A 25,085-nucleotide genomic window follows, 5' to 3' on the forward strand; every position below is an offset into this window, starting at 1 on the left:
AAGGATGAGCGGCCACCATCACCACCATGGTCATGGTCATGGGCATGGGCATGACCATGACCACCACGACCACGACCACGACCATGGCGAAGAGCAGCACTGGACCGAGGTCGAGCTGCGGGTGAAGGCGCTGGAATCGTTGCTGGTCGACAAGGGCCTGGTCGACCCGGCGGCGATGGACGTGCTGATCCAGACCTACGAGACCAAGGTCGGCCCGCGCAACGGCGCCCGCGTCGTGGCGCGCGCCTGGGCCGACCCCGCCTACAAGGCACGCCTGCTGGCGGACGGCAGCGCCGCCATCGCCGAGTTGGGCTACACCGGCCGCCAGGGCGAGGACATGGTGGTGCTGGAGAACAGCGAGGCCGTCCACCACATGGTCGTCTGCACGCTCTGCTCCTGCTATCCGTGGCCGGTACTGGGCCTGCCGCCCGCCTGGTACAAGGCCGCCCCCTACCGCGCGCGGGCCGTGCGCGAGCCCCGCGCCGTGCTGGCCGAGTTCGGCGTCGACGTGCCGGCCGACCGCGAGGTGCGGGTGTGGGATTCGACGGCCGAGCTGCGCTACCTCGTCCTGCCGCAGCGCCCGCCCGGCACCGAGGGGATGGACGAGGAGGCCCTGGCCGGCCTCGTCACCCGGGACTCCATGATCGGCGTCGGCCAGCCGCTGCCGCCGGGGGACGCATCTTGAACGGCGCCCACGACCTGGGCGGCGTCGACGGCTTCGGCCCCGTCCTGCGCGAGGTCGACGAGCCCCTGTTCCACCACCCGTGGGAGCGCCGGGCCTTCGGCATTACCCTGGCGGCCGGCCTGCTCGGGCGCTGGAACATCGACATGGCCCGCTTCGCGCGCGAGGACACCAGCCCCGTCACCTACCTGAACGCCACCTACTACGAACAGTGGCTGCGCGGGCTCGAACGGCTGCTGGTCGAGCGCGGGCTGGTGGGCGCGCAGGAACTGGCGACCGGCGTGGCCGAGGGCCCGGGCGCGGTTCCCGCCGTACCAGCCGAACGGGTGCCGGAGATCCTGGCCCGCGGCCGGTCGTCGCTGCGCGCGCCGCCCGAATCCGCCCCGCCTCGCTTTGCCGTCGGGACCCGCGTGCGGGTGCGCAACCTCCACCCGCGCGGCCACACCCGCATGCCGCGCTACTGCCGGGGCCAAGTGGGCACGATCGCCCGCGACCACGGCGTCCATGTGTTCCCCGACAGCAACGCCATGGGCCATGGCGAAGCCCCCCAGCGCTGCTATGCCGTGGGCTTCGCCGCGCGGACCCTGTGGGGGCCGGATGCGTCGCCCGTGGATCAGGTCATGGTCGACCTGTGGGACCCCTATCTGGAGGCCGCGTGATGGCCGATCTCGCCCAGTCCCCCGACCTGCCGCGCGATGCCGACGGCCCGGTCTTCCGCGAGCCCTGGGAGGCCACGGCCTTCGCCATGGCCGTGCGCCTGCACCAGCAGGGCGTCTTCACCTGGACGGAATGGGCCGAGGCCCTGGCCGGCGAGATCACCGCCGCCCAGTCCGCGGGCGATCCCGACCTGGGCGACACCTACTACCGCCACTGGCTGGCCGCGCTCGAACGTCTGGTCCGGGCCAAGGGCGTGCTGACGACCGAAGAAATGACCGACCGCCGCGACGCCTGGAACCGCGCGGTCCGGGCGACGCCGCACGGGCAGCCGATCGAACTGGGGCGCGGGTTGGTCTGAGCCCCCGCCCCCAATAGACGCTGGCCGATCTATTCACGCTTCACGGCCCTAAGGCCGTTCCGGACACGATCCGCGATCGCCTGCCGGGCGTAGGCGAAAAGACGGGGCGGCAGGTAGCCATAGTCGGGACGCCACGGCCGGATCCCGGGGACCGCACGGAGATCGGGTCCAGGCCATCGAAAGCGATTCACTTCCGTGACGACTATCCAGGACCGTGCGTGATCCAGCCCCAGCCGCTGCTTTACAACCGGCGGAATCTCCACGGCTGTCGAAGGGTCGACCGGCGCACTATGGGTGATCGGAGCGACCGTCACCTCCAAGCCCCCGTCGCGATCCTCGATGGTCAGGATCACCGCGCATGGGCGGTCCTTCGTCCCCTGCTCCATGCCCCGGCGCTGTTCGTCCCACCAGAGGTAGCTGTAGCGGATTACCAATCCAGGCTTCGGCTCCGGCAGGCTCACGGCCGCCAGTCACCAAGTTCCGCATCCAGATGCGCATGCTCCGCAGGGACTTCCGCAGTGGCAAGCGCCTGTAGGAAATCTTCGCCCATGTCTTCGACGCGCCGCACCTCCCGGTCGCGGCGCTTCAGGCGCTCATATTCCTTTGCCGACAACAGGACCAATCCGCCCTGGTCATCGCTCGTGATCGACACCGGTTCGTTCTGCGCAGCTTCCTGGTATTGCCCGAACCTCTTCCGAAGCTCGGCGGAGGTCACGACTAGCATTGCCAAACCTCATCCTTTGCCGTCACCAATATATGGGTACCAAGCCGGCGGCGCAGCCCCCTACCGCCCGCCACCCACGTCGAACAGCGCGCCGGTGACGTAGGCGGCGGCATCCGACAGCAGCCAGAGCACGGTCGATGCCACCTCGTCCGGCGTGCCGGGGCGGCCGGCGGGGATCTGGGGGCCGAAGCCGGCCAGGAACTCGGCGCCCCCATGCACGTCGTGGATATCGGTCGCGATGATACCGGGGCGCACCGCGTTGACGCGGATGCCCTCGGGCGCCAGTTCGCGGGCAAGGCCCAGGGTCAGGCTGTCGACGGCACCCTTGCTGGCGGCGTAGTGGGTTTCCTGTGGCAGACCGCCGGTGCGCGAGACGATCGAGGACAGGTTGACGATCGCCCCGCCCGCCCCGCCGCGACTGGTGGCCATGCGGCGGGCGGCCTCGGTCATGGCGTGGTAGGTGCCGGCCACGTTGACCGCCAGCACCCGCTCCAGGGCGCCGGCCTCGGGCTCCAGGACCGGGAACCGTCCACCGATGATGCCCGCATTGTTGACGAGCCCGCCGAGCGGACCCAGGGTGCGGTCGACGGCCGCGAACAGGCTGGCGACTTCGGCCGGATCGGCGATCTCCGCCTGGAAGGCGGCGGCCGTTCCGCCGGCGGCGCGGATGTCGGCCACGACCTTGTCCGCCGCCACGGCCTGGCCCGCGAAGTGGACGGCGACGTGCCACCCGGCCGCCCCGGCCTGGCGGGCAACGGCGGCACCGATGCCGCGGCTGGCGCCGGTGACCACGAGAACCCTGCCCTGCGCTGCCATCGCCACCCCCGGATAGTCGTCCGGCCGATTATCCGTCGCCGCGGCCGGGCAGGCGAGGCAGAATTGGCGGCACTGGGAAGGAGACCATGACCATGGCCAAAAAGAAGAGCCCGCCGCCGACCGCGGCCGAGCTGAAGGACCTGGCGCAGCGCCTGGAGACCCTGCTGCGGCTGCGCACCCTGCCTATCGGCATGCGCCATTTCGACGACCACGACAGCATGGCCGCCGTGCCCGGCCTGCGCCGGCCGCGCGCCGGCCGGGCCTTCTCGACCTGCCAGATCGTGACGCAGGCGCGGGTCGCCGGCCTCACCATCGGCATCACCCACGACAATGTCCGCCCCTGGAGCAATTGCGGCGGCGTCATCGGCCTCAACGCGCCGTCCGACGACTACCTGTCGGGCCGCAAGATGGAGGGCGTGTGGTTCGCCGACCGCGAGAACGCCCGCCTGCACCAGGCGCAGATGCCGCGCGTGGCGCCCGGCCGGCATGTCGGGCTGGTAGTGTCGCCCCTGCGCTCGGCCCGGCTCGACCCGCCGGACATCTGCCTCTTCTACGGCACGCCGGGGCAGACCATCCTCTTCGTCAACGGGCTGCAGCATGGCCGCTACAAGCGGTACGACATGAGCATCACCGGCGAGAGTGCCTGTGCCGATTCCTGGGGCCGGGCGCTGGCCACGCGCAAGACCTCCATCTCCATCCCCTGCTATGCCGAGCGGCGCTATGGCGGGGTGGCCGACGACGAAATGCTGGTCGCCTGTCCGCCCGACGAGTTCCGCCGCGGCGTCGAGGGGCTGGAGGCGCTGTCCAAGGTCGGGTTGCGCTATCCGATCCCCCCCTATGGCGCCAACATGGATCCGGGCGAGGGCATGGATGTCAGCTACGGCGACGGCGGCAAGCGGTCGGCCTGATGCCGGGCGGGGTTCCCATCGCCACCCCGCCGATGCACAATGCATGAAATAAGCAGTCTTGGGAGGAGAGCGGCATGAACGATTCCGCCGCGCCGCGAACCCTGTTCGAGAAGATCTGGGACCGCCACCGCATCATCGAGCGCGAGGACGAGCAGGTGCTGCTGTTCGTCGACCGCCACTTCATCCATGACGGCACTGCACCGGCCTTCGCCACCCTGCATGGCCGCGGCATGGCGCCCAAGGCGCCCGAGCGCATCTTCGCCACGCCCGACCACTACGTGCCGACCAGCCATCGCGACGTGACCGCCATCGCCGACCCGGAGCGGCGCGGCATGGTCGAGGCGCTGATGCGCGACACCAGCCGGCACGGCATCACCATGTTCGGCCTGGACGACCGCCGCCAGGGCATCGTCCATGTCATCGGCCCCGAGGAAGGGCTGAGCCAGCCCGGCATGGTCATCGTCTGCGCCGACAGCCACACCTCGACCCATGGCGCGCTGGGCGCCTTGGCGTTCGGCGTCGGCATGACCGAGACGACCCACGCGCTGGCCCACCAGTCGCTGTGGCAGCGCAAGGCCCGGAGCATGCGCATCACCGTCGACGGGCCGCTCGGGCCGGGCGTGGTGGCCAAGGACGTCATCCTGGCCATCATCGCCAAGATCGGCACGGCCGGTGCCACCGGCCATGTGGTGGAATATGCCGGCGAGGCCATTACCGGCCTGTCGATGGAAGGCCGACTCACCCTCTGCAACATGTCGATCGAGGCCGGCGCGCGGGCCGGCATGGTGGCGCCGGACGAGGTCACTTATGCCTACCTGGCCGGCCGCCCCTATTCGCCGAAGGGCGCCGAATGGGATGCGGCCCTGGCAAAATGGAAGGCCCTGCCGAGCGACCCCGGTGCGGTGTTCGACACCGAGGTGACGCTGGACGGCCGTGCCATCGAGCCGATGGTCACCTGGGGCACCAGCCCGGAGGATGCGCTGCCGATCGGCGGCGTGGTGCCCGACCCCGCCGATGCCGCCGATGCCGAGCGGCGCGGGGCGATGGAGCGGGCGCTGGCCTACATGGGGCTGGAGCCGGGGATGCGGCTGGCCGACATCCCGGTCGACCGCGTCTTCATCGGCTCCTGCACCAACGGCCGGATCGAGGACCTGCGGGCGGCGGCCGCCGTGGTCGCCGGCCGCCGCGTGCCCGAACAGGTCGAGGCCTGGGTGGTGCCGGGATCCGGGCTGGTGAAAGAGCAGGCCGAGGCCGAGGGGCTGGACCAGGTGTTCAAGGCGGCCGGATTCCAGTGGCGCGAGGCCGGCTGCTCCATGTGCCTGGGCACCAACGGCGAGATCGCCCGGCCGCAGCAGCGCTGCGCGTCCACCTCCAACCGCAACTTCGTCGGCCGCCAGGGGCCGGGTGCGCGCACCCACCTGATGGGCCCGGCGATGGCGGCGGCCGCCGCCGTCACCGGCCGGCTGACGGACGTGCGCACGTTGCAGGCGGGGGGCTGAGCCATGGAGCGCTTCCAGCGGCTCGACGCCATCGCCGTGCCGATCGCGCGGCCCAACGTCGACACCGACCAGATCACCCCTGCCCGCTTCCTGCACAAGCCGCGCAGCGACAACCATGGCAACTACCTGTTCCATGACGTCCGCCGCCTGCCGGACGGGACCCAGGACCCGGACTTCGTGCTGAACCGCCCCGCCTATGCCGATGCCCGCATCATCGTGGCCGAGCGCAACTTCGCCTGCGGCTCGTCGCGCGAGAACGCGGTCTGGGGCCTCTACGACTATGGCTTCCGGGCCGCCATCGCCCCCAGCTTCGGCGACATCTTCGCCGCCAACGGGCTGAAGAACGGGTTGCTGCCGGTGCGCCTGCCCGAAGAGGTGGTGGCGGGGCTGATCGAGACCTTGCAGGCCGAGCCCGGCGCCAGCGTCGCCATCGACCTGGAGGCGCAGACGGTGACCCTGCCGGACGGCACGGTGCACCCGTTCGAGATCGACCCCTTCTCGCGCCACTGCCTGCTGAACGGGGTCGACGAGCTGGAATACACCCGCGAGCTCGCCCCTGAGATCGACGCCTTCATGAACCGCTACGGCCGCGAGAACCGCTGAGCCGCCCCACCCCATCTTCGAGGAAGCCCCCATGAAGATTCTTCTGCTGCCGGGCGACGGCATCGGCCGGGAAGTGACGTCCCAGGCGGTCAAGGTGCTGCGCGCGGTATCGGCCAACGGCCCCCAGTTCGAGATCGCCGAGGCCGCGATCGGCGATGCCGGCCTAGCCGCCGCCGGCGACCCGCTGCCGGCCGAGACGCTGGAAGCCGCGCGCAAGGCCGACGGCATCCTGTTCGGCGCCGCCGGCACCTATGAAAGCGACCTGCTGCCGCCGGAGAAGCGCGGCGGGCACGGGCTGCTGCGGCTGCGCAAGGCGCTCGACCTCTATGCCAACTTCCGCCCGGTCTTCGCCTTCCCGGAGCTGCTGGGGGCGTCCACCCTGCGGCGCGAGGTGGTCGAGGGCGTCGACCTGGTGGTCCTGCGCGAGCTGACGGGTGACATCTATTTCGGCACGCCGCGCGGCATCCATCGCGACGAGGCGACCGGCGAGCGCGTGGGCATCAACACCATGCGCTACACGGAATCGGAGATCCGCCGCGTCGCCCATGCCGCCTTCAAAGCCGCCCGCCTTCGGCGCAGCAAGGTGTGCTCGGTCGACAAGGCCAACGTGCTGGAGACGACCGCGCTGTGGCGCGAGGTCGTGACCGAGGTCGGCCGCGAGTATGCCGACGTGGCGCTGACCCACCTCTATGTCGATGCCGCCGCCATGCACCTGATCCGCAGCCCGCGCGACTTCGACGTGATCGTCACCGGCAACATCTTCGGCGACATCCTGTCGGACGCGGCCGCCATGCTGACCGGATCCATCGGCATGCTGCCGTCGGCCTCCATCGGCCCGACCGGCAAGGGGCTCTACGAGCCGGTGCACGGCTCCGCACCCGACATCGCCGGCAAGGACCTGGCCAACCCGCTGGCCTCGATCCTGTCCTTCGCGATGATGTTGCGCCTGTCGCTGGGCCAGCCCGAGGCGGCCGAGGCCGTCGAACGCGCCGTGCGCACGGTGCTGGCCGAGGGCTACCGCACCGGCGACATCATGGAGCCGGGCGCCCGCCTGGTCGGCACGGAGGCGATGGGCGACGCCGTCACCCGGGCCGTGCACGGGCAGAAGGTCTAGCTAGGCCAGCCGCGGCACCGCATCGGGGAAGCCCGTCCAGCCCGAGAGCATCGGCGTCGGCAGCACGTCGTCGACGCCGAGAATGCCGGGATGGAGGAAGGCCATAGCCGCATTGCAGCGAAAGACGACCGCGCCCGTCGGCCAGTCCGCGAGCGACGTGTCGAAAGCGCGCATGGCCCACTTGCCGTCGCCGGCCGGACGGATCGAGACATAGACCTGGGCCGGCGGGCTGCCCTGGGCCACATGCTGGAAGTCGCACCGGAAAAGCCCGTCCAGCGATCGCTCGAACCGCTGCCGCCAAGCGGAGGATGCAAGCACGGCGGCACGGACGGCAGCCCCGGTCGGCGATTGCGGCGCGTGTTCGCAGATGAGATCGAGGCCCAGCGAACGCACCCAGGCCCGCATGGCGGGCGTCGCCAGGTCGTCGGGCAGGAAGGCGATCCGGCGGCGACCTGGCAGGCGTTCGGCGGCAATGGCGAGGTAGCCGGGCAATAGCGCCCGAACCTCCTCGATCCGCACGGCCGCCCCCCACGAGCGCGCCCGCAGGGCGAAGGTCGCATACTCGGCCGGGCCATAGGGCACGGCCAGCGCGGCCAGCACGAAGTCCGGCACGGGGGCTGAAAATTTGCGGCGGAGATAGGCGAGCGCTGTGCGCACCACGATCCGCTGCTCCTGCCGCCCGGCCAGATCGACCAGGCGCTGCCAGTCGATCCGTTCCTCCTCCAAGGCGAGGATGTCGAGCGAATCCGATATCCAGCGAATAGTCGGCACCGGGTTGCGCGGAATGCCGTGCACGATGCCGTGGTAGAGCAGTTCGGTCGGCGCCAGCGTCAGCGCCGGGATGCCGAACAGCTCGAACCGCTCGGCCGTGTCCCAGAACGGCCGGTCGGGGTCCGGCCCGGCGGCCCAGGTGCCGGCCAGGCGCCAGTGCAGGTCGATCTCCAGCCGGTTCTCGTCCATCACCGAATAGCCATGGCGCAGTTCGAGATGCAGGTCGCCCAGCAGCGGGTCGTCCAGGACGGGGCGGAAGCGCGCATCGGCCACGGCCATGGCGCGGCGCGCATCGGCCGGGCGGACCAGCAGGTCGACATCGGCCATCGGCCGGAAGCCGGCCGACATCGTGGTCGACTGCACCAGTGCAGCCCCCTTCAGGAAGATGCACTCGATGCCTTCGGCCCGGAACCGCCGAAGGATCTCGCACGCCCAGCCGAACAGCAGATTGTTGCGGTAGTAGGAGCGCCGGAACATCCCCTTCAACCGGCCAAGGAAGGGATGGTCGGGCGCGACATCGCGCAGGCGCTGGTAGAGCAGCGGGTAGAGGCGGTAGCAGCCATCGTCCATGGCCGTCATGTCGACGTTCGCATCCCAGTCCGCGAACAGGGCCGCGGCCTCCTCGCGCGGGCCATAGATGATGGCCAGCAGCTGCTCCTGGACGGGCGTGATCATTCCGGGCGGCAGGATGCCGCTGTCGCCGGCGTCGTGTGCACTCATTGCGGCTTTTCCACCAGTCGGCCCAGAGCGGCCATGGAGGGAACGGGGACCGGCTGGCGCAGCCTGAGCGCCAGCGCGCGCACGGTGGCGGTCGGCACGGGGTCGAGCCCAGCACGGGCCGGCGGCGGGTGCGATTCCGGCCAGTCTGCCGCGGCATCCCGGAAAGCCGTCGCCGGGACGGCGACCCCGATGGTGCCCTTCGGCCCCTGGCCATGGCCGGAATGGACGCCCAGCAGGTGGATGCGGCCATCCACGATCGCCAGGATGGGCGACCCGGAATCGCCGCGAACGGCGTCGCAGTCATGTGCCAGCAAGGGACGCCCGCCCCCGGCCGGCCGGACATTGCAGCCCAGCACCGCCATCGGCAGATGGGCCCGATCCTGCCCGTAGCCCGCCCGCAGGATCGCGGCATCGGCACTCGGCAGCGCGAAGGCGGGCGCGATCCAGCCGACCTGGTTGCCGACGGGCTGGGCCAGGGTGACGATCGCCCAGTCGCCGGCAGGATCGCCGGGCGGGCCATCGTGGCCGCGACGGATGGCGATGGCGGGCGCTGTCGCCGCCCATTCGCCGCGGCCGTAGCCGGCCAGGAAATGCACGGCTTCCGGCCGCAGCGGTTGCCCGGTGCGGCGGTTGTAGAGGCAGTGGGCCGCCGTCGCGACCAGGCGCGGGGCGATCATCGTGCCGGTGCAGCGCTGGCCGATGCTGGTGTTGAGCCGGCCGATGGCGCTCCAGGGATATTCCCCCGGCTCCACCACCCGGCGATCGTCGGTGCCGACGATACCGGGGAGCGTCGCCTTCTGGGCGTAGGCCGGGCCGGAAGCGGCCAGTGACAGCAGTGCCGCGACGATGGCGAGCCTCATGCCGCCACCGCCGCCCGCCAGCCGGGTTCGAGCGCCGCGCGATCGAGGTCGCGGCCGATCATGACGAGGGCAGACCGGCGCGGCCCCGGCGGCCAGGCGGCCAGCAGGGTCGGCGGATGGAAGACATGGTGGACGCCGTGGACGGCCAGGGGCGTCGCCTCGCCCGCGATGTCGAGGATGCCCTTCACCCGCAGCAGGTCCGGGCCGCGGGCGGCGCGCAGCCCCGCCAGCCAGGCCGAGAGGGCCATCCAGTCCAGCGGCGCATCAGCCTGGAGGCAGACGGCCTGCACGGCCGGGTCGTGCCGCACGCCGGCAAAGGCATCCAGCGCCAGCCAACGGACCGTATCCGGCACCGGCCGCGACGGATCGTGGAGGCCGGCGCCGAACAGCCGATCGGGGTCGATCTCGCCCTGCAAGGCGTGGAAGATCGGGGCGGCCGGGTTCAGCCGATGCAGCCTGTCGCGCAGCGCGTCCACGACCGCCGTCGTCGCCAGGTCGGCCTTGGTCAGGACCAGGCGGTCGGCGATCGCCACCTGCTTCACGCTCTCCGCATGGCGGGCGAGCTGGTCCGCGCCATGCAGCGCATCGACGGTGGCGACGACCGCGTCCAGGCGATAGGAATGCAGGATCAGCGGGTTGGCCAGCAGCAGTTGTACCAGCGGCGCAGGGTCGGCCAGGCCCGTCGTCTCGATCAGGACACGGGCGAAGGGCGGCACCAGGCCTGCCTCGCGCCGGGCCAGCAGGTCGCGCAAGGTCGTCTCCACGTCGCTGCGCACCGCACAACAGATGCAGCCCGACGGCAGCACCAGCACCTCGCCCGCGACAGCCTCGACCAGCAGATGGTCGAGCGGGACGTCGCCGAACTCGTTCACGATCACCGCGCTGTCGGCCATCCCCGGCTGGCGCAGCAGCCGGTTGACCAGGGTCGTCTTGCCGCTGCCGAGGAAGCCCGTCATCAGCGACACCGGCAGGCGACCGGCGGACTTGTCGCGATCGAACAGGCTCATCGGCCGGCTCAATCCGGCTGGAACGTGCGCGACGCGAAGAAATCCGGCCAGATCGGCAGGCCGCGGATCGGCACCGTGCCGTGCGCGCCGACGATCGACGGAAACGGCAGGCCGCCCAGGTCGTCGACGCGGAACACGACCGCGCCCAGCGGCCAGGCGGTGAGATTGGTGAAGAAGAGCCGCATGCCCGACTGCCCCTGCGCGTTGCGGTAGACCCGGGCATAGAGCGAATTCGTCGGCAGGTCGATGGGCGCGTCGAAGCGGTAGAGCCGCCCCTGGCCGGCGGCGGGCGGCCGGGCCGTTTCGGGTTGCGCCTGGAGCTGTGCCCAGGCCATGCGCCAAAGGGCAGCTTCCCGGTCGAACTCGCAGACGAAATCCGCGCCGATGCTTTCCAGCCACGCGAACATGCCGGGATCGGCGTCGCGCCCGTTCAGGTAGATGAGGCGTCGGCGCCCGGGCAGCCGGGCATCGACCATCGGCAGGCGGGCCTCGACCAGGCGACGGGCATCGGCCTGGTCGGGCCTGGTCCGCTGCTCGGCCGTTACCATGCGGAACTCCGCCTCCTCGTCGGCCTCGACGTCGCCCGCCAGCAGGTCGAGGGCATGCGCCGGGACGACGCCGGGAAAGCGGGCGTGGAGATAGGCAAGCCCCCGGCGCAACAGCAGCCGCCGGCGATAGTGGGTCGCCAGGAAGGCCAGCCGGTCCCAGTCGATGCGGGTCGGGCCGGCGGCGATCAGCTCCAGCGAATCCGACACCCAGCGGATCGCCGGGACCGGGTTGCGCGGGATGCCATGGACGATGACGTGGTAGAGCAGTTCGGTCGGCGCCAGCGCCAGCACCGGCCGATCCTGCAGCGTGACCGGGCGGGCCGTCTCCCAGAAGGGTGCGTCGGGCGCCTCGCCCGGGGCCCAGGCGCCGGCCAGGCGCCAATGCAGGTCGATTTCCAGCCGGTTCTGGTCGAAGACCGTGAAGCCGTGGCGCAGCTCGACATGGGCGTCGGTGGTGGTGCGGTCGACCAGCAGTTCGGCGAAGCGCGGATCGGCCACCGTGAGCGCGCGCCTGGCATCGCCCGTGCGCACCAGCAGGTCGACATCGGCCATCGGCCGGAAGCCCGAGGAAAGGCCGGTCGCCGGCACCAATGCCGCCCCCTTCAGCATCAGGCAATCCATGCCCTGCGCCTCCAGCCGCTCGACCACGGCGAGTGCCCATTGGAACAGGAGCTGGTTGCGATAGTAGGTGCGTCGGAAATAACCCTTCATGCGCCCGATGAAGGGGTGGCCGCCCGCGAACCCGCGAATGCGGCGATAGAGCTGCGGATAGAGGCGGTAGCACGCGTCGTCGAGATCGGTCAGGTCAATGCCGGCCTGCCAGGCGTGAAAGCGGTCCGGCGCCTCTGCCTCGGGGCCGTAGATGATCGTCAGCAATTCTTCCTGGAGGGGCGTGATCAGGCCGGCCGGCAGAATGGCGTCGACGAGGGGAACGCTGCTCATGCGGGTCGGTGTCTCCTGCCGGTCGGCCCAGGCGAAGGGCGGATTCTGCGCAGATCGTTATACGGAACCCCGAGGCCGAGCGTCGACCAGGATCGGCCGCCACGCGATTGGCTATCGGTGGCGAGAATGGTGTGGATTCTTCGCCGATTGCCGCCCGCGCCATATTGACATCGGCCGGGCCGCCGCCGAGCCTTCGCCCCAGGCGCGAGGCCGGCGTCCGAAAATGCCGCGAAAGCGCCGTTCAGCATCCGAATCAATCGGATACCCGCAAGGAAGGAACGACCATGAGCGACACGCGCGACGAAGGTCCTGCCCGGCGAGACTTCCTGAAGACGGCCGGGCTGGCCGGTGCCGCCGGGCTGGCGGTCGGCAAGTTCGCCGCCGCCCCCATCGCCACCGCCCAGGCGCAGACGCCGGCGGCCACGACGCCGCCCTGGTGGCCGTCGCGCTGGGGTGCCGACGACGAGAAGGGCGCCAGCAACTGGATGACGCCGCAGAACGTGCTGCGCGCCGCCCGCACCATCCAGGACGGCCGCATGTACCGGCTGGGCCGCACCTACGAGACCGGCATGCCGATGTTCGGCGCACGCGCCTTCGCCCTGCGCATCCCGGGATCGCCGACCGGCGGCCCGTTCGGCTCGAACAAGCTGATCTACCATGACGAGTTCCTGGCGACCGAGATCGGCCAGGTCGGCACCCAGTTCGACGGGCTGGGCCATATCGGCCTGCAGCTCGGCCGCGACGGCGACAAGAACGAGATGCGCTACTACAACGGCCACAGCGAGCAGGACATCGCCGATGCCTATGGCCTGAAGAAGCTAGGGATCGAGAAGCTGAACCCGATCTTCGCGGTCGGCACGCTGATCGACATGGTGGCGGTGAAGGGCGGCATGATGGACGCCGGCCAGGAGATCACCATGGCCGACGTGCGTGCCGCCCTGGCCCTGCAGCAGATGAGCGAGAACGACATCGGCGAAGGGGCGGCCGTCTGCTTCAACACCGGCTGGGGCAGCCTGTGGATGAAGAACAACGACCGCTACAATGCCGGCTGCCCCGGCATCGGCTTCGAGGTCGCGCGCTGGCTGATCAGCCGTAACGTGACGCTGGTGGGTGCGGACACCTGGCCGGTCGAGGTGATCCCCAACCCCGACAAGAACCTGGCCTTTGCCGTGCACGCCGAGATGCAGACCAAGAACGGCATCTTCTTCCACGAGAACCTGACGTTCGACACGCTGCTGGCCGACCGCAAGCACCGTTTCGTCTATTCCTTCACGCCCGTGCCGATCAAGGGCGGCACCGGATCGGCCGGCTGCCCGGTTGCCATTACCTGAGGCGCCGTTGCCTGAACCGCGATCCCGGGGTGGCCGCGCGGGCCCGCCCCGGGCTTCCCCTGCCCGGAGACCGCCGATGACCGCACGATCGGGCTTCGACCCGAAATCGCTGCCCGAAAGCAATTCGACCAGCTACCCCGCCCCCTATCGCGACGGCAACATGCAGCGCTGGTACACGCGGGTGGGCGACCATGCCGGGCTGACCGCCTTCGGCGTCAACCTGACCCGGATCGTGCCCGGCGGGCAGTCGTCGCACCGCCATTGGCATACGCGCCAGGACGAGTTCGTCCATGTGCTGGAGGGCGAGGCCGTGCTGGTGACCGATGCCGGCGAAGAGGTGCTGACGGCCGGCATGTGCGCGGGCTTCCCGGCCGGCACCGGCAACGGCCACCATTTCCTCAACCGCTCGGACGCCGACGTGCTGCTGCTGGTGGTGGGCGACCGCACCCCCGACGAGGAGGTGGGCTATCCCGACATCGACATGCACGGCAAGACCGATGCGGCCGGCCGCTTCCGCTACTATCGTAAGGACGGCACCCCCTACTGAGGTTCAGGCGCCCTCTGCCGCCAGCAGCGTGCGGTAGAGGGCGTCCAGCCGCTGCGTCACCGGCCCGCCGGGGCCGCCGCCGATCACCCGCCCGTCCACCGCCGACACCGGCGTCACCCCGCCGAAGGTGCCGGTGACGAAGGCCTCGTCCGCCGTGGCGACCTCCGCCAGCGTGAAGTCCTTCTGGTGCATGGGGATGCCGTTGGCCTCGGCCAGCGCGATGACGTTGCCGCGGGTGATGCCGTTGAACGAGAAGCGCCCGGTCGAGGTCCAGACCTCTCCCCGGCGCACGATGAAGAAATTGGTGGCGTTGCAACTGGCGACGAAGCCGTGCGGGTCCAGCATCAAGGCCTCATCGGCGCCGGCCTTCAGCGCCTGGATCAGGGCGGTGATCAGCGGCAATCGGCTGTGCGAGTTGATCCGCATGTCGAACATGTCGGGCGGGGTGGTGCGGATGGCCGAGGTGAAGAGGCGCAGGCCCTTCTTCTTCACCTCCGGGTTCGGCTCCTTCCATTCCGCGACGATGACGATGGTGGCCTGGCCGATAGTGTAGCGCGGGTCCTGGTTGGGCGTGCGCTTGATGCCGCGCGTCACCATCAGCCGAATATGGACGCCATCCACCATGTCGTTGGCGGTGATGGTGCGATAGAGCGCGCCCGCCAGCGCCATGCGGTCCATGCCGATGTCGATGTCGATGGCGGCCGCCCCCTCGTAGAGCCGGTCGAGATGCCGGTCGAGAAACGCGATCTTGCCCCCGACCAGGCGGAAGCCCTCCCACACCCCGTCGCCCAGCACGAAGCCGGCGTCGAACACGGACACCGTCGCCTGCGCGCGCGGAACCATGTCGCCGTTGACGTAGAGCAGCACGCGGTCGTTGCGCGGATCCTCGACGAAACCCTGGGAGCCCTGGACCATCTGTCACCCGGTAAGGCGGTGGCGGTGAAGTTCGCGATAGTATGGCTCGGCCGCGGCCGCCAGCGGAAGCAGCCCGTCGGCGAGCGCGGCACGGCCGGGCCGTGGCGGATCGAAGCCGGTCGAGCGCCAGACCGATGCGTACCAGTGGGTGGCCCAGACGCCGTCGCTGTCGCGCGGGCCCGCCGGCCAGGACAGCATCCGCTCGTCCCACGGCACGTCCAGCGCCCGGCAGAGGGCACCCAAGACGCCGGCCGGGTCGGCCAGGATGTCGGCCGCGTCCACCACCGGCGGCACGCGGCCGGTGCGCGCCCGCTCGCGATGGAACAGCTCAGCCTGCACCTCGTAGCCCAGGTCCTCGAGCGCGACGGCCTCGCGCGAGCGGACGTAGGAGGCAACGACCGCGCCCGGATCGCGGATCAGAAAGCAGTTGTCGAGCGCATCGATCCAGCCCCGGTCGACCTCGGGCAGCAGGTGATGGGCCATGTGCTTCTGGTAGAAGACCGACCGACCCTGGCGGCAACCGCCGGCCAGGCCATCGGCCACGGGCCGCCAGTCCGTCGGCTGGCTCGCGATCACGGCATCGCGGCCCGGATGATCCTTGCCCGTCCGGTCGAGGTAGAAGGCGTAGAGCGGTTCGTCCACCACCCAGGCATCCGGCCGGTTCTCCCACGCCCGCATCAGGGCCGTTGACAGGTTGCGCGGGCCCGACCACATGGCGATGCGCCGCACCACCGGCGATCTCCCCACGCTCGCATCCTCGTCCGCCGCAACAGGCTGGCCCGCCATCGCTTCCCCGGCACTACGAAAAACATCCGCGCGCACGGTACTTTGCGCCCAGATCCTGTCAATCGGCCGTGGCGGCGGGCATTGCCGGGGTCCGGTCCGCCAGCCATAGTTGCGCCATGGACACGATCAGCCCCCTGCCGCTCGTCCCCGCCGACCGTCTGCATCGGCAGATCGAGACGATCCTCGTCGCCTGGGGCATGGACCAGGCCATCGCCGCCGCCACCGCAGGTGTGATGGTCGACACCGACCTGCGTGGCATCGATTCGCACGGCGTCACCATGCTGCTGGGCTATGAGGAGCGGCTGCATGCCGGCCGCCTGAACATGCAGGCGGTGCCCCGGGTGGTGCGTGAGAGCCCGGTGACGGCGCTGATGGATGCCGGCGGCGGCCTTGGCCACTATCCGTCCCTGTCGGCGATGGACCTGGCGATCGACAAGGCACGGCGGATGGGCGTGGCGCTGGTGGCCGTGCGCAACAGCAACCACTATGGCGCGGCCGGCGCCTATGCCTTGCGCGCGGCCGAGGCCGGGCTGATCGGCATCACCGGGACCGGGTCGCGCACCCGCTGCGTCGTGCCGACCGGCGCGCGCGACGCCATGTTCGCGACCAACCCCATCGCCTTCGCCGCGCCCACCCGGCGCAACCGGCCCTTCGTGCTGGACATGGCGACCAGCACGGTCGCCGTCGGCAAGGTCAACATCTGCTGGCTGAACGACCGGCCGGTGCCGGCCGGCTGGGTCGTCGACGAGCAGGGCCGGGCAGTGACCGACGCCGAGGCGGCGCGCCGCTACTGCCTGCGCCTGGTCGAGGGCGGGGTGACGCCGCTGGGCGGGCTGCCCGCCATGTCGAGCCACAAGGGCTATGGCCTGGCGGCGATGATCGAGATCCTGTCGACCCAGTTGTCGGGTGCAATCTATTGCGGCACGGCCGCCGACGACCCGCGCGCCAAGGCCACCCCCTATGACGACCTCGGCCATTTCTTCCTGGCGGTCGACCCCCGGGCCTTCCGCCCCGACGGCGCCTTCGAGGACGAACTGGACGAGATGATGGACCTGCTGCGCGCCGCCCCGCCGGTCGACCCGGCCAAGCCGGTGCTGGTGGCCGGCGACCCGGAATGGGCCAATTTCGACCGCCGCCGCGTCGACGGCATCCCCATGCCGGTGAAGCTGGTGGAGCATGTGCAGGCGATCGCCGAACGGGCGGGGGTGGCGTTCGTGCTGGGGTGAGGCCCGGGCTGGCGGCTATGCAGCCGGCGTCCAGGGATCGATCACGGAGAGCCCGGCGGCGGCAAAAGCACTGGAATCGCGAGACGCCACGGCAAGCCCATGGGCAGCGGCGATCGCCGCGATATAGCCATCGGGCGTTGGGAACCCCCTTCCAGCGGCACGCGCCCGGACGGCAAGATCGGCATAGAGGCGTGCTGCCCTCATGTCGAACGGCAGGATGCGGCCCACGAAGATTTCCAACACACCGTCGAGCGCAGCCGCGAGCTTGGCCTTGCGCTTGCCCATCGGTAGCGCGCCGATGCCAAACAGCAACTCGGCGATGGTGACGCTGGATAAATACAATGTCTCCGCCGCCTGATCGTCGAGCCATTCGCGGACCGCTGGATCCGGCTCAGGCTTCATGGCCTCGCAGATGACATGGGTGTCGAGCAGGATCATCGGAAGCCCATAGGGTCGGCGGGCTTGTCGTCCCGGACCTGGTCAAGAGCCTCGACATCGGCATTGGTCAACCCGACCTTGCGGCTCAAGTCGGCCAGCGCACTACCGACGCGCAGCCGGTCGGCAGGACGCACGGCGGCCTCCAGGATGGCCCGCATTTCCGCTTCGGCGCTGCGATTGTGCTGTGCGGCCCGGACTTTCAGGGCACGATGCACCGCCTCGGGGAGATTGCGGATGGTGACGGCAGCCATGATGGCACCCCCTGGGAACGATAGCGATGATAGCACTGGTGACAAGATGATAGTTCTGTACCCGATCGTCAAACTGGCCGAATGTCGGACTTCCAGAACCATGAAGCAGTAGACCCGTCCGATGCGCCTGAAGGACTGCCACAACTTCCACGATTTCCGCCGGATGGCCGAGAAGCGCCTGCCGGGGCCGATCTTCAACTACATCGACGGCGCCGCCGACGACGAGGTCACCCTGCGGCGCAACACGGCGTCCTTCGACAGTTGCGACCTGGTGCCGAACGTCCTGCGCGGCGTGACCGAGGTCGACATGTCGGTGACGGTGATGGGGCAGAAGCTGGCGATGCCGGTCTATTGCTCGCCGACGGCGCTGCAGCGGCTGTTCCACCATCAGGGCGAGCGCGCGGTGGCCGCCGCCGCCGCCCGGTACGGCACCATGTTCGGCGTCTCGTCGCTCGGCACCGTCAGCCTGGAGGAGGCCCGGCGGATCAGCAACGGGCCGCAGGTCTACCAGTTCTATTTCCACAAGGACCGCGGCCTGAACCGGGACATGATGACCCGCGCCAAGGAGGCCGGGGTCGAGGTGATGATGCTGACGGTCGACAGCATCACCGGCGGCAACCGCGAGCGCGACAAGCGCACGGGCTTCGCCATCCCCTTCAAGCTGAACCTCGCGGGCATGGCCCAGTTCGCGATCAAGCCGTCCTGGGCGATCGACTACCTCACCCATGAGCGCTTCAAGCTGCCGCAGCTCGACGCCCACGTCTCGATGGGCGGCGGCGTCATGTCGATCAGCCGCTACTTCACCGAGATGCTGGACCCGTCGATGACCTGGGACGACGTGGCCGACATGGTGCGCCACTGGGGTGGGCAGTTCTGCCTGAAGGGCGTGATGTCGGTCGAGGACGCCCGGCGCGCGGTCGAGATCGGCTGCACCGGCATAGTGCTCTCCAACCATGGTGGCCGCCAGCTCGACGGCTCGCGCAGCGGCTTCGACCAGCTCGCCGAGATCGTCGACGCGGTCGGCGACCACATCGACGTGATCATGGATGGCGGCGTGCAGCGCGGCACCCACGTGCTGAAGGCCCTGTCGCTGGGCGCCAAGGCCGTCGGCGTCGGCCGCTACTACCTTTTCCCGCTCGCCGCCGCCGGCCAGGCCGGCGTCGAGCGCGCGCTGGAACTGATGAAGACGGAACTCGAGCGGGGCATGCGGCTGATGGGCTGCACCTCGGTCGACCAGCTAACGCGGGAGAACCTGCGCTTCCGGTAAGGGAACGCGCTGCCCGTCAGGCCGCCTTCGGGTCGGTGCGGATAGATCGCAGGACTTCCAATTCCTCCGGATGGCGATGAAGGATCTCTATAAGGCCGACCGCCGCGTCGCTGGGCGGCGTGGCCCCGCTCTCATACTTCTGGAACGCCCGCCGCCCGCCGCCGATCAACCGCCCAGCTTCTTCCTGGGTCAGGTTCAATTGCTTGCGCACCTTCCGCACGTGCGCAGCATAGGCGGCCCGCAATGCCTGGAAGACCCGATCGGATTCAGCGAGGTCTGTCCCCGAATGAATGGAATCGCCTTCATCGTCCGGATACCAGCCCGGCACTTCAACAGCGCGCGACATCGAACCGAAGACGATGGTCCGGATACGGGTGCCCCGTCGCAGAAGCTGGCCGGTTTCGGGGTGGATGCGGGTCTCAACCATTGTCCATCTCTTTGAACGACGTGAGCGTGATGTCGATCAGGGTTTCGCCTGCAAACTTGAGATAGAGCACCAACTCCTCCCAAGGGAGGTTGTAGGTATCGTGCCACACCCTGGGATTGGGTGGGCTATGCGCAGTCTCGGACTTGATAAAGTCACGAGGCTTGAGGGCCTGGACGACGGCCACTACGTCGGACAGCGTGAAACCCAGGGCGTGTGCGCCCTGGGCAGCGCTGCGCGTGAGTTCCAGCGTTTCGACGCGCGCAAACTTCGCCTGGACGGCGGTCAAATCGTGATGCGGCCGGCGCTTGATCACCGGCCGCAATGTACACCTTAAAGGTCCATTCTACAATATCGAGCGGCGCTCAATAGATCCCCAGCGCCTTCGCCCGGCCGACAGCCAGGGCGGCCACCGAATCCAGGTTCGGCGTGGCGATGCCGAGCTCGCGAGCGAAATCCTGGACGGCCAGCACGATGGCGTCCAGCTCGGTCGGGCGCTTCAGCTCGAAGTCCTGCAGCATCGAGGGCTTGTGGCCGCCGGTGGGGCCGGGCTTCAGGATGTTGTTGAGGCGGGTCTCGGCGTCGGTGTCGAGCGTCAGGCCGAGGGCCTCGGCGACGCGCTGGCCTTCCTGGAGGATGCCGAGCGCGATCGGGCGCAGCGCCGGGTCGCCGGCGATGTCGGGGATCGACAGGCCCGTCAGGGCGCACATCGGGTTCCAGGCGAGGTTGCCCATCAGCTTGATCCACACCTGGGCGCGGATGTCGTCGAAGACCGGCGCCTCGATGCCGGTGCCATCGAATGCCTTGGAGATGGCCTCGACACGCGCCGTCCGGCTGCCGTCCGGTTCGCCAAGCAGCAGGCGGTTGCGGACCGACTTGTTGTCGACGACGCCCGGCGCCACGATCTCGTTGGCCGAATAGATGACCGAGCCGACGACGCGCGAGATCGGCAGCCGGTCCCAGAGGACCCCCTGCGGGTCAAGCCGGGTCAGCCGGCGCTCGGCCTGCGGGCCGGGATGGCCGTGGAAATACCACCAGGGCACGCCGTTGGTGGCGAAGACGACGGCCGTGTCCGGCCCCAGCAGCGGCGCCATGCCATCGACCGCGGCCGGCAGTGCCGGCGCCTTGAGGGTGACGATGATCGCATCCTGCGGCCCGGCCCGGCGCGGGTCGTCCGTGGCGAACGGGCGGACATGGATGCGGTCCTCGCGCGTCTGGACGGTCAGCCCGCGGGCCTGGATCGCCTCGAGGTGCGGACCACGGGCGATCATCGTCACATCGATGCCGGCCTTCGCCAGGCGCGCGGCGAAGTTGCCGCCGACCGCGCCGGCGCCATAGATACAGATACGCATGGGAGAAGCCTCCGCCCGGACAGGAAGAACGCGGGCCAGCGAGGGGGTGGCGGGAAATTTCAGACGCTGAGATAGCGGCGAACCGCGGCCTCGTCCATCCCCTCGCCGGTCCCCGCCAGCACCACCTCGCCGCGGTCCATGACGACGAAATCGTCGGCCAGCTCGCGCGCGAAATCGAAGTACTGCTCGACCAGGACGATCGCCATCGTGCCGACTTGGCGCAGGTGGACGATGACCCGGCCGATATCCTTGATGATCGAGGGCTGGATGCCCTCGGTCGGCTCGTCCAGCAGCAGCAGGCGCGGCCGCATGACCAGGGCGCGGGCCAATGCAAGCTGCTGCTGCTGCCCGCCCGACAGGTCTCCGCCGCGCCGGCCCAGCATCGAGCGCAGGACCGGGAACAGGTCGAATATCTCCCCCGGGATGGTGCGCTCGGACCGCGGCAGGCAGGAAAAGCCGGTGCGCAGGTTCTCGTCGACCGTCAGCAGCGGGAAGATCTCTCGCCCCTGCGGCACCAGCGCGATGCCGCGCCGCGCGCGCTCGTGTGGGGGCGCGTTCGCCAGTTCCCGCCCCTCCCAGACGATACGCCCGCCGGTCGTCGGCCGATGGCCGGCGATCGCGCGCAGGAGCGAGGTCTTGCCCACCCCGTTGCGGCCCATGACGCAGGTGACGCGTCCGGGCGCCGCTGCCAGGGAGACCTTCTTCAGGGCCTGCGCTGCCCCGTAATGCACGTCGACCGCTTCGACCGTCAGCATGGCTAGCGTCCCAGATAGACTTCGACGACGCGCTCGTTGGCGCTGACGGCATCAAGCGACCCCTCGGCCAGGACCGAGCCCTCGTGCAGCACGGTGACGCGCACGCCCAGCGCCCGCACGAAGCTCATGTCGTGCTCGACGACGACGACCGAGCGGGTGCGGTTGATGTCGCGCAGCAGCTCGGCCGTCTGCTCGGTCTCGGCATCCGTCATCCCGGCCACCGGCTCGTCGACCAGCAGCAGGGCCGGCTCCTGCGCCAGCAACATGCCGATCTCCAGCCACTGCTTCTGCCCGTGCGACAGGGTGCCGGCCGACCGGTCGCGCAGCTCGGTCAGTCGGGTGATCGCCAGGATCTCGTCCAGCCGGTCGCGCTCGGCCCCGGTGAGACGGGCAAAGAGCGTGGTGAAGACGCCGCGCCGCTGCTTCACGGCCAGCACCAGATTGTCCCACACCGTGTGCATCTCGAACACGGTCGGGCGCTGGAACTTGCGGCCGATGCCGAGGTCGGCGATCGACGCCTCGTCCATGCGCGACAGGTCGTGCCGGCCGCCGAACAGGACCGTGCCCGTGTCGGGCTTGGTCTTGCCGGTGACGACGTCCATCATCGTCGTCTTGCCCGCCCCGTTGGGTCCGATGATCGCCCGCATCTCGCCCGGCTCGATGAAGAGCGACAGGCCGTTCAGCGCCCGGAAGCCATCGAACGACACCGAGACGCCGTCGACATAGAGGATGGCCGTGGTTTCTACGGTGGCGTTCATGGGCCCTGCTCCGCCGTGACGGGTGCGGTTGCCGGCGGCGGTGCCGGCTTGCGCCAGCGGATCGCCCGGATGGTGCCGAGGATGCCCTTGGGCAGGAAGAGCGTGACGACCACGAAGAGGGCACCCAGCGCGAACAGCCACACCTCCGGCATCGCCCCCGTCATCCAGGTCTTGAAGGCGTTGACGACGACCGCACCCAGTGCCGCCCCCACCAGCGTGCCGCGCCCGCCGACCGCCACCCAGATCACCGCCTCGATCGAGTTGGTGGGGGCGTACTCGCCGGGGTTGATGATGCCGACCTGCGGCACGTAGAGGGCGCCCGCCACGCCCGCCATCATCGCCGAGACGACGAAGACGAACAGCTTGTACTGGTGAACGCGATAGCCCAGGAACCGCGTCCGGCTCTCGGCGTCGCGGACCGCCACCAGCACCAGCCCGAAGCGCGAGGTGACGATGAAGCGGGCTATCAGGAAGCCGCCCGCCAGCGCCACGCAGGTGGCGGCGAAGAGCGCTGCCCGCGTCCCGCGTTCGCGCACGCCGAAGCCCAGGATCTCGCGGAAGTCGGTCAGCCCGTTGTTGCCGCCGAAGCCCATGTCGTTGCGGAAGAAGGCCAGCATCAGCGCGAAGGTGAGCGCCTGGGTGATGATCGAGAGATAGACCCCCGTCACCCGCGAGCGGAAGGCGAGCCAACCGAAGACGAAGGCCAGCAGCCCCGGAACCGCCACCACCATGATGGCCGCGAACCAGAACTGGTCGAAGCCCCACCAGTACCAGGGCAGCTCCTTCCAGTTGAGGAACACCATGAAGTCCGGCAGCGTCGGGTGGCCATAGACCCCGCGCGTGCCGATCTGGCGCATCAGGTACATGCCCATCGCATAGCCGCCCAGCGCGAAGAAGGCGCCGTGGCCGAGCGAGAGGATGCCGCAATAGCCCCACACCAGGTCGAGCGCGATGGCCAGCAGCGCGTAGCACAGCCACTTGCCCACCAGCACCACGACATGGGTCGGCACGTGCCAGGGCGAGCTGACCGGCATGGTCAGGTTGGCGAGCGGCACCAGGATGGCGGCGGCCGCCAGCAGGGCCAGGAAGACGATGCCGGGCCAGCCGGCGAGCAGGTGTCGCGTCAGCATCGGATCACGCCTCCACCGCGCGGCCGCGCAGCGCGAACAGCCCGCGTGGCCGGCGCTGGATGAAGAGGATGATGAGGACGAGGATGATGATCTTGCCCAGCACCGCGCCCGCCACCGGTTCCAGCAGCTTGTTGGCGACCCCCAGCGTCAGCGCCCCCGCCAGCGTGCCCCACAGGTTGCCGACCCCGCCGAACACCACGACCATGAAGGAATCGATGATGTAGGACTGGCCGAGGTTGGGACTGACATTGTCGATCTGCGACAGGGCGACGCCGGCGATGCCGGCCACGCCGGAGCCGAGCGCAAAGGTCAGCATGTCGACCCGGTGTGTGCGGATGCCCATGGAACTGGCCATCGGCCGGTTCTGCGTGACCGCCCGCATCTGCAGCCCGAAGGCCGTGCGGCGCAGCACCACGAGCAGCAGCACGAAGACCATGATGGCGAAGACGATGATCCACAGCCGCGACCAGGTCAGCGTCAGGCCGTAGAAATCGACCGCGCCCGACATCCAGCTCGGGTTGCTGACCTCGCGGTTGGTCGGGCCGAAGATGCTGCGCACCGCCTGCTGGATCATCAGGCTGAGGCCCCAGGTCGCCAGCAGCGTCTCCAGCGGCCGGCCGTAGAGCCAGCGGATGACCGAGCGTTCCAGGATGGCGCCAGCGGCCGCCGTCACCAGGAAGGCCGCCGGCAGGGCGATGAAGAGGGCATAGTCGAGGAGCTGCGGGGCGGCCGTGCGGCAGATCTCCTGCACCACGAAGGTGGTGTAGGCGCCCAGCATGACCATCTCGCCATGGGCCATGTTGATGACGCCCATGACGCCGAAGGTAACGGCGAGACCAACGGCGGCCAGCAACAGTACGGCCCCCAACGACAGCCCGTAATAGAGGTTCTGGGCATAGTCCAGCATCGCCAGGTGGCGCTGGATGGCGGCGGCATTGGTGCGCGCGGCCTCGGCCACGGCCGGTGGCGCGCCGTTGGCGACGGACAGCAGCAGGCCCAGCGCCTCGCGGTCGGTGCGGGTGCCGACGGTGGCGGCCGCCGCCACGCGCTCGGCCTCGGGCGCGTCGGAAGCCAGCACGATGGCGGCGCGCGCGATCTCCATCGCGCGGCGTACGCCGGCGTCCTTCTCCTGGGCGAGTGCCGTCGTCAGCGCGGCCAGGCCGGCGGCGTCGCGCTGCTTGAAGAGCGATTCCGCGGCTGCCTTGCGCTCGGCCGGCGTGCCGACGCTGAGCGTCAGGCTGCCGAGCAGGCCGGATAGCTGGCGACGCAGGCGGTTGTTCAGGTTGGCGGCATCGAGCTCGCGGTCGCCGGCAGAACCGGCGGCGGCACCCGTCGCGGCATCGGTAAGCGCGCCACCGGAACTGGTCTGGCCGATCACCACCAGCTTGTCGGATCGGCGCTGGAACAGGCGACCCTCGGACAGGGCCTTGAGGGCGGCCGCCGCGCGCGGCCCGCCGGCCTTGGCGAGCGCCTCGATCGCCTCGCCCTTGGCCTGGTAGTCGTCGCCGACGAGGGCTGCCAGCGGGGCGGCCATGTCCTGGGCGGCTGCGGGCAGGGCACCGAGCGCCACGGCCAGCGCCAGCAAGATGGCGCGGAAGAACGAGAGCATGGGCGGGGTTCCGTCTCTCACGTCTCAGCGGGGAAAGGCGTTTCCGGATAGAAGCGGGGCCGGCTTGCGGCCGGCCCCGGTCGAGAC

29 protein-coding genes are annotated in these 25,085 nt (G+C 69.9%); 11 read left to right on the forward strand and 18 right to left on the reverse strand.

Going from position 1 to position 25,085, the window contains the following annotated elements; genetic code table 11:
- Nucleotides 1-4 precede the first annotated feature (4 nt).
- The 3 genes from nthA to STVA_RS17245 are packed head-to-tail and all read left to right on the forward strand — an operon-like array spanning nt 5 to nt 1,697.
- Nucleotides 5-685: a nitrile hydratase subunit alpha gene (gene nthA, locus STVA_RS17235; RefSeq protein ID WP_123693804.1), complete on the forward strand. Its 681-nt coding sequence runs from the start codon at nt 5-7 to the stop codon at nt 683-685.
- Nucleotides 682-1,341 carry a nitrile hydratase subunit beta gene (gene nthB / locus STVA_RS17240; protein WP_123693802.1) on the forward strand — a complete coding sequence of 220 codons (660 nt, stop codon included), beginning with the start codon at nt 682-684 and terminating at the stop codon, nt 1,339-1,341. Before nthA ends, nthB begins: the two co-directional genes overlap by 4 nt.
- A complete protein-coding gene (locus STVA_RS17245) occupies nt 1,341-1,697 on the forward strand; it encodes a nitrile hydratase accessory protein (RefSeq protein ID WP_123693800.1) in 357 nt (118 codons plus the stop codon). Before nthB ends, STVA_RS17245 begins: the two co-directional genes overlap by 1 nt.
- Before the next feature lie 29 nt (nt 1,698-1,726).
- Here STVA_RS17245 and STVA_RS17250 read toward each other — a convergent pair whose 3' ends face one another.
- From STVA_RS17250 to STVA_RS17260, 3 genes are all read right to left on the reverse strand, one after another.
- Nucleotides 1,727-2,158 carry a growth inhibitor PemK gene (locus tag STVA_RS17250; protein WP_123693798.1) on the reverse strand — a complete coding sequence of 144 codons (432 nt, stop codon included), beginning with the start codon at nt 2,156-2,158 and terminating at the stop codon, nt 1,727-1,729.
- Nucleotides 2,155-2,412 carry a type II toxin-antitoxin system Phd/YefM family antitoxin gene (locus STVA_RS17255; protein ID WP_197735660.1) on the reverse strand — a complete coding sequence of 86 codons (258 nt, stop codon included), beginning with the start codon at nt 2,410-2,412 and terminating at the stop codon, nt 2,155-2,157. Before STVA_RS17255 ends, STVA_RS17250 begins: the two co-directional genes overlap by 4 nt.
- Nucleotides 2,413-2,481: 69 nt before the next feature.
- Entirely contained in the window at nt 2,482-3,237 is a 756-nt protein-coding gene (locus STVA_RS17260) for an SDR family oxidoreductase (protein ID WP_123693794.1), read from the reverse strand.
- A gap of 86 nt (nt 3,238-3,323) precedes the next feature.
- Between STVA_RS17260 and STVA_RS17265 the strand changes: the two genes are divergently transcribed.
- The 4 genes from STVA_RS17265 (at nt 3,324) to leuB (ending at nt 7,361) form a co-directional block, all read left to right on the forward strand.
- Nucleotides 3,324-4,145 carry a DUF169 domain-containing protein gene (locus tag STVA_RS17265; protein WP_123693792.1) on the forward strand — a complete coding sequence of 274 codons (822 nt, stop codon included), beginning with the start codon at nt 3,324-3,326 and terminating at the stop codon, nt 4,143-4,145.
- Between the two features lie 74 nt (nt 4,146-4,219).
- The gene (gene leuC, locus STVA_RS17270) at nt 4,220-5,644 is read left to right on the forward strand and encodes a 3-isopropylmalate dehydratase large subunit (protein WP_123693790.1); all 1,425 of its coding nucleotides are present in this window, start codon (nt 4,220-4,222) and stop codon (nt 5,642-5,644) included.
- Nucleotides 5,645-5,647: 3 nt separating this feature from the next.
- Nucleotides 5,648-6,247 carry a 3-isopropylmalate dehydratase small subunit gene (leuD, locus tag STVA_RS17275; protein ID WP_123693788.1) on the forward strand — a complete coding sequence of 200 codons (600 nt, stop codon included), beginning with the start codon at nt 5,648-5,650 and terminating at the stop codon, nt 6,245-6,247.
- A gap of 31 nt (nt 6,248-6,278) precedes the next feature.
- Nucleotides 6,279-7,361: a 3-isopropylmalate dehydrogenase gene (gene leuB, locus STVA_RS17280; RefSeq protein ID WP_123693786.1), complete on the forward strand. Its 1,083-nt coding sequence runs from the start codon at nt 6,279-6,281 to the stop codon at nt 7,359-7,361.
- Here the strand turns inward: leuB and STVA_RS17285 are convergent, their stop codons facing one another.
- From STVA_RS17285 to STVA_RS17300, 4 genes are read right to left on the reverse strand one after another with little or no spacing between them, the layout of a single operon-like run.
- On the reverse strand, nt 7,362-8,852 hold the full coding sequence (locus STVA_RS17285) for a nucleotidyltransferase family protein (protein WP_123693784.1): 1,491 nt from the start codon (nt 8,850-8,852) through the stop codon (nt 7,362-7,364).
- On the reverse strand, nt 8,849-9,712 hold the full coding sequence (locus STVA_RS17290; RefSeq protein WP_123693782.1) for a trypsin-like serine peptidase: 864 nt from the start codon (nt 9,710-9,712) through the stop codon (nt 8,849-8,851). Before STVA_RS17290 ends, STVA_RS17285 begins: the two co-directional genes overlap by 4 nt.
- Entirely contained in the window at nt 9,709-10,719 is a 1,011-nt protein-coding gene (locus tag STVA_RS17295; protein WP_123693780.1) for a CobW family GTP-binding protein, read from the reverse strand. The genes STVA_RS17290 and STVA_RS17295 overlap by 4 nt, the downstream gene beginning before the upstream one ends.
- Before the next feature lie 8 nt (nt 10,720-10,727).
- Complete coding sequence (locus STVA_RS17300) at nt 10,728-12,209, reverse strand: nucleotidyltransferase family protein (protein ID WP_123693778.1); 1,482 nt, start codon at nt 12,207-12,209, stop codon at nt 10,728-10,730.
- A 284-nt stretch (nt 12,210-12,493) separates the two neighbouring features.
- Between STVA_RS17300 and STVA_RS17305 the strand changes: the two genes are divergently transcribed.
- Both STVA_RS17305 and STVA_RS17310 read left to right on the forward strand, forming a co-directional pair.
- A complete protein-coding gene (locus STVA_RS17305; protein WP_123693777.1) occupies nt 12,494-13,540 on the forward strand; it encodes a cyclase family protein in 1,047 nt (348 codons plus the stop codon).
- 76 nt (nt 13,541-13,616) lie between these two features.
- Complete coding sequence (locus tag STVA_RS17310; protein WP_123693775.1) at nt 13,617-14,087, forward strand: cupin domain-containing protein; 471 nt, start codon at nt 13,617-13,619, stop codon at nt 14,085-14,087.
- A 3-nt stretch (nt 14,088-14,090) separates the two neighbouring features.
- On the opposite strand, the gene STVA_RS17315 is transcribed toward STVA_RS17310, so the two are convergent.
- Together STVA_RS17315 and STVA_RS17320 are read right to left on the reverse strand one after the other, a co-directional pair.
- The gene (locus STVA_RS17315) at nt 14,091-15,002 is read right to left on the reverse strand and encodes an aminotransferase class IV (RefSeq protein ID WP_123693773.1); all 912 of its coding nucleotides are present in this window, start codon (nt 15,000-15,002) and stop codon (nt 14,091-14,093) included.
- Nucleotides 15,003-15,005: 3 nt separating this feature from the next.
- Nucleotides 15,006-15,749: a sulfotransferase-like domain-containing protein gene (locus tag STVA_RS17320; protein ID WP_197735661.1), complete on the reverse strand. Its 744-nt coding sequence runs from the start codon at nt 15,747-15,749 to the stop codon at nt 15,006-15,008.
- A gap of 155 nt (nt 15,750-15,904) precedes the next feature.
- On the opposite strand from STVA_RS17320, the gene STVA_RS17325 reads away from it, so the two are divergent.
- Nucleotides 15,905-17,014 (forward strand): Ldh family oxidoreductase, encoded by a 1,110-nt coding sequence (locus STVA_RS17325; RefSeq protein WP_123693769.1) that lies wholly within the window; start codon nt 15,905-15,907, stop codon nt 17,012-17,014.
- A gap of 15 nt (nt 17,015-17,029) precedes the next feature.
- Here STVA_RS17325 and STVA_RS17330 read toward each other — a convergent pair whose 3' ends face one another.
- Together STVA_RS17330 and STVA_RS17335 are read right to left on the reverse strand one after the other, a co-directional pair.
- Complete coding sequence (locus tag STVA_RS17330) at nt 17,030-17,452, reverse strand: type II toxin-antitoxin system VapC family toxin (RefSeq protein WP_123693768.1); 423 nt, start codon at nt 17,450-17,452, stop codon at nt 17,030-17,032.
- Nucleotides 17,449-17,703 carry a FitA-like ribbon-helix-helix domain-containing protein gene (locus STVA_RS17335; protein ID WP_123693766.1) on the reverse strand — a complete coding sequence of 85 codons (255 nt, stop codon included), beginning with the start codon at nt 17,701-17,703 and terminating at the stop codon, nt 17,449-17,451. Before STVA_RS17335 ends, STVA_RS17330 begins: the two co-directional genes overlap by 4 nt.
- A gap of 121 nt (nt 17,704-17,824) precedes the next feature.
- Between STVA_RS17335 and STVA_RS17340 the strand changes: the two genes are divergently transcribed.
- A complete protein-coding gene (locus STVA_RS17340; RefSeq protein ID WP_123693764.1) occupies nt 17,825-18,970 on the forward strand; it encodes an alpha-hydroxy acid oxidase in 1,146 nt (381 codons plus the stop codon).
- 16 nt (nt 18,971-18,986) lie between these two features.
- On the opposite strand, the gene STVA_RS17345 is transcribed toward STVA_RS17340, so the two are convergent.
- Genes STVA_RS17345 through urtB form a run of 7 tightly spaced genes read right to left on the reverse strand, consistent with a single transcriptional unit; the run spans nt 18,987 to nt 24,998 of the window.
- Nucleotides 18,987-19,397, reverse strand: coding sequence for a type II TA system antitoxin MqsA family protein (locus STVA_RS17345; RefSeq protein WP_123693762.1), 411 nt, complete (start codon nt 19,395-19,397; stop codon nt 18,987-18,989).
- Nucleotides 19,390-19,710: a type II toxin-antitoxin system MqsR family toxin gene (locus STVA_RS17350; protein ID WP_123693760.1), complete on the reverse strand. Its 321-nt coding sequence runs from the start codon at nt 19,708-19,710 to the stop codon at nt 19,390-19,392. The genes STVA_RS17345 and STVA_RS17350 overlap by 8 nt, the downstream gene beginning before the upstream one ends.
- Nucleotides 19,711-19,759: 49 nt before the next feature.
- Complete coding sequence (locus tag STVA_RS17355) at nt 19,760-20,746, reverse strand: ketopantoate reductase family protein (protein WP_123693758.1); 987 nt, start codon at nt 20,744-20,746, stop codon at nt 19,760-19,762.
- 59 nt (nt 20,747-20,805) lie between these two features.
- A complete protein-coding gene (gene urtE, locus STVA_RS17360) occupies nt 20,806-21,501 on the reverse strand; it encodes an urea ABC transporter ATP-binding subunit UrtE (protein ID WP_123693756.1) in 696 nt (231 codons plus the stop codon).
- 2 nt (nt 21,502-21,503) lie between these two features.
- Entirely contained in the window at nt 21,504-22,259 is a 756-nt protein-coding gene (gene urtD / locus STVA_RS17365; protein WP_123693754.1) for an urea ABC transporter ATP-binding protein UrtD, read from the reverse strand.
- Entirely contained in the window at nt 22,256-23,389 is a 1,134-nt protein-coding gene (urtC, locus tag STVA_RS17370; protein WP_123693751.1) for an urea ABC transporter permease subunit UrtC, read from the reverse strand. Before urtC ends, urtD begins: the two co-directional genes overlap by 4 nt.
- 4 nt (nt 23,390-23,393) lie before the next feature.
- A complete protein-coding gene (gene urtB / locus STVA_RS17375) occupies nt 23,394-24,998 on the reverse strand; it encodes an urea ABC transporter permease subunit UrtB (protein WP_123693749.1) in 1,605 nt (534 codons plus the stop codon).
- Nucleotides 24,999-25,085: the final 87 nt, after the last annotated feature.

This window comes from Stella humosa (assembly GCF_006738645.1).
In the GTDB taxonomy this organism is placed as follows: Bacteria; Pseudomonadota; Alphaproteobacteria; order ATCC43930; family Allostellaceae; genus Allostella; species Allostella humosa.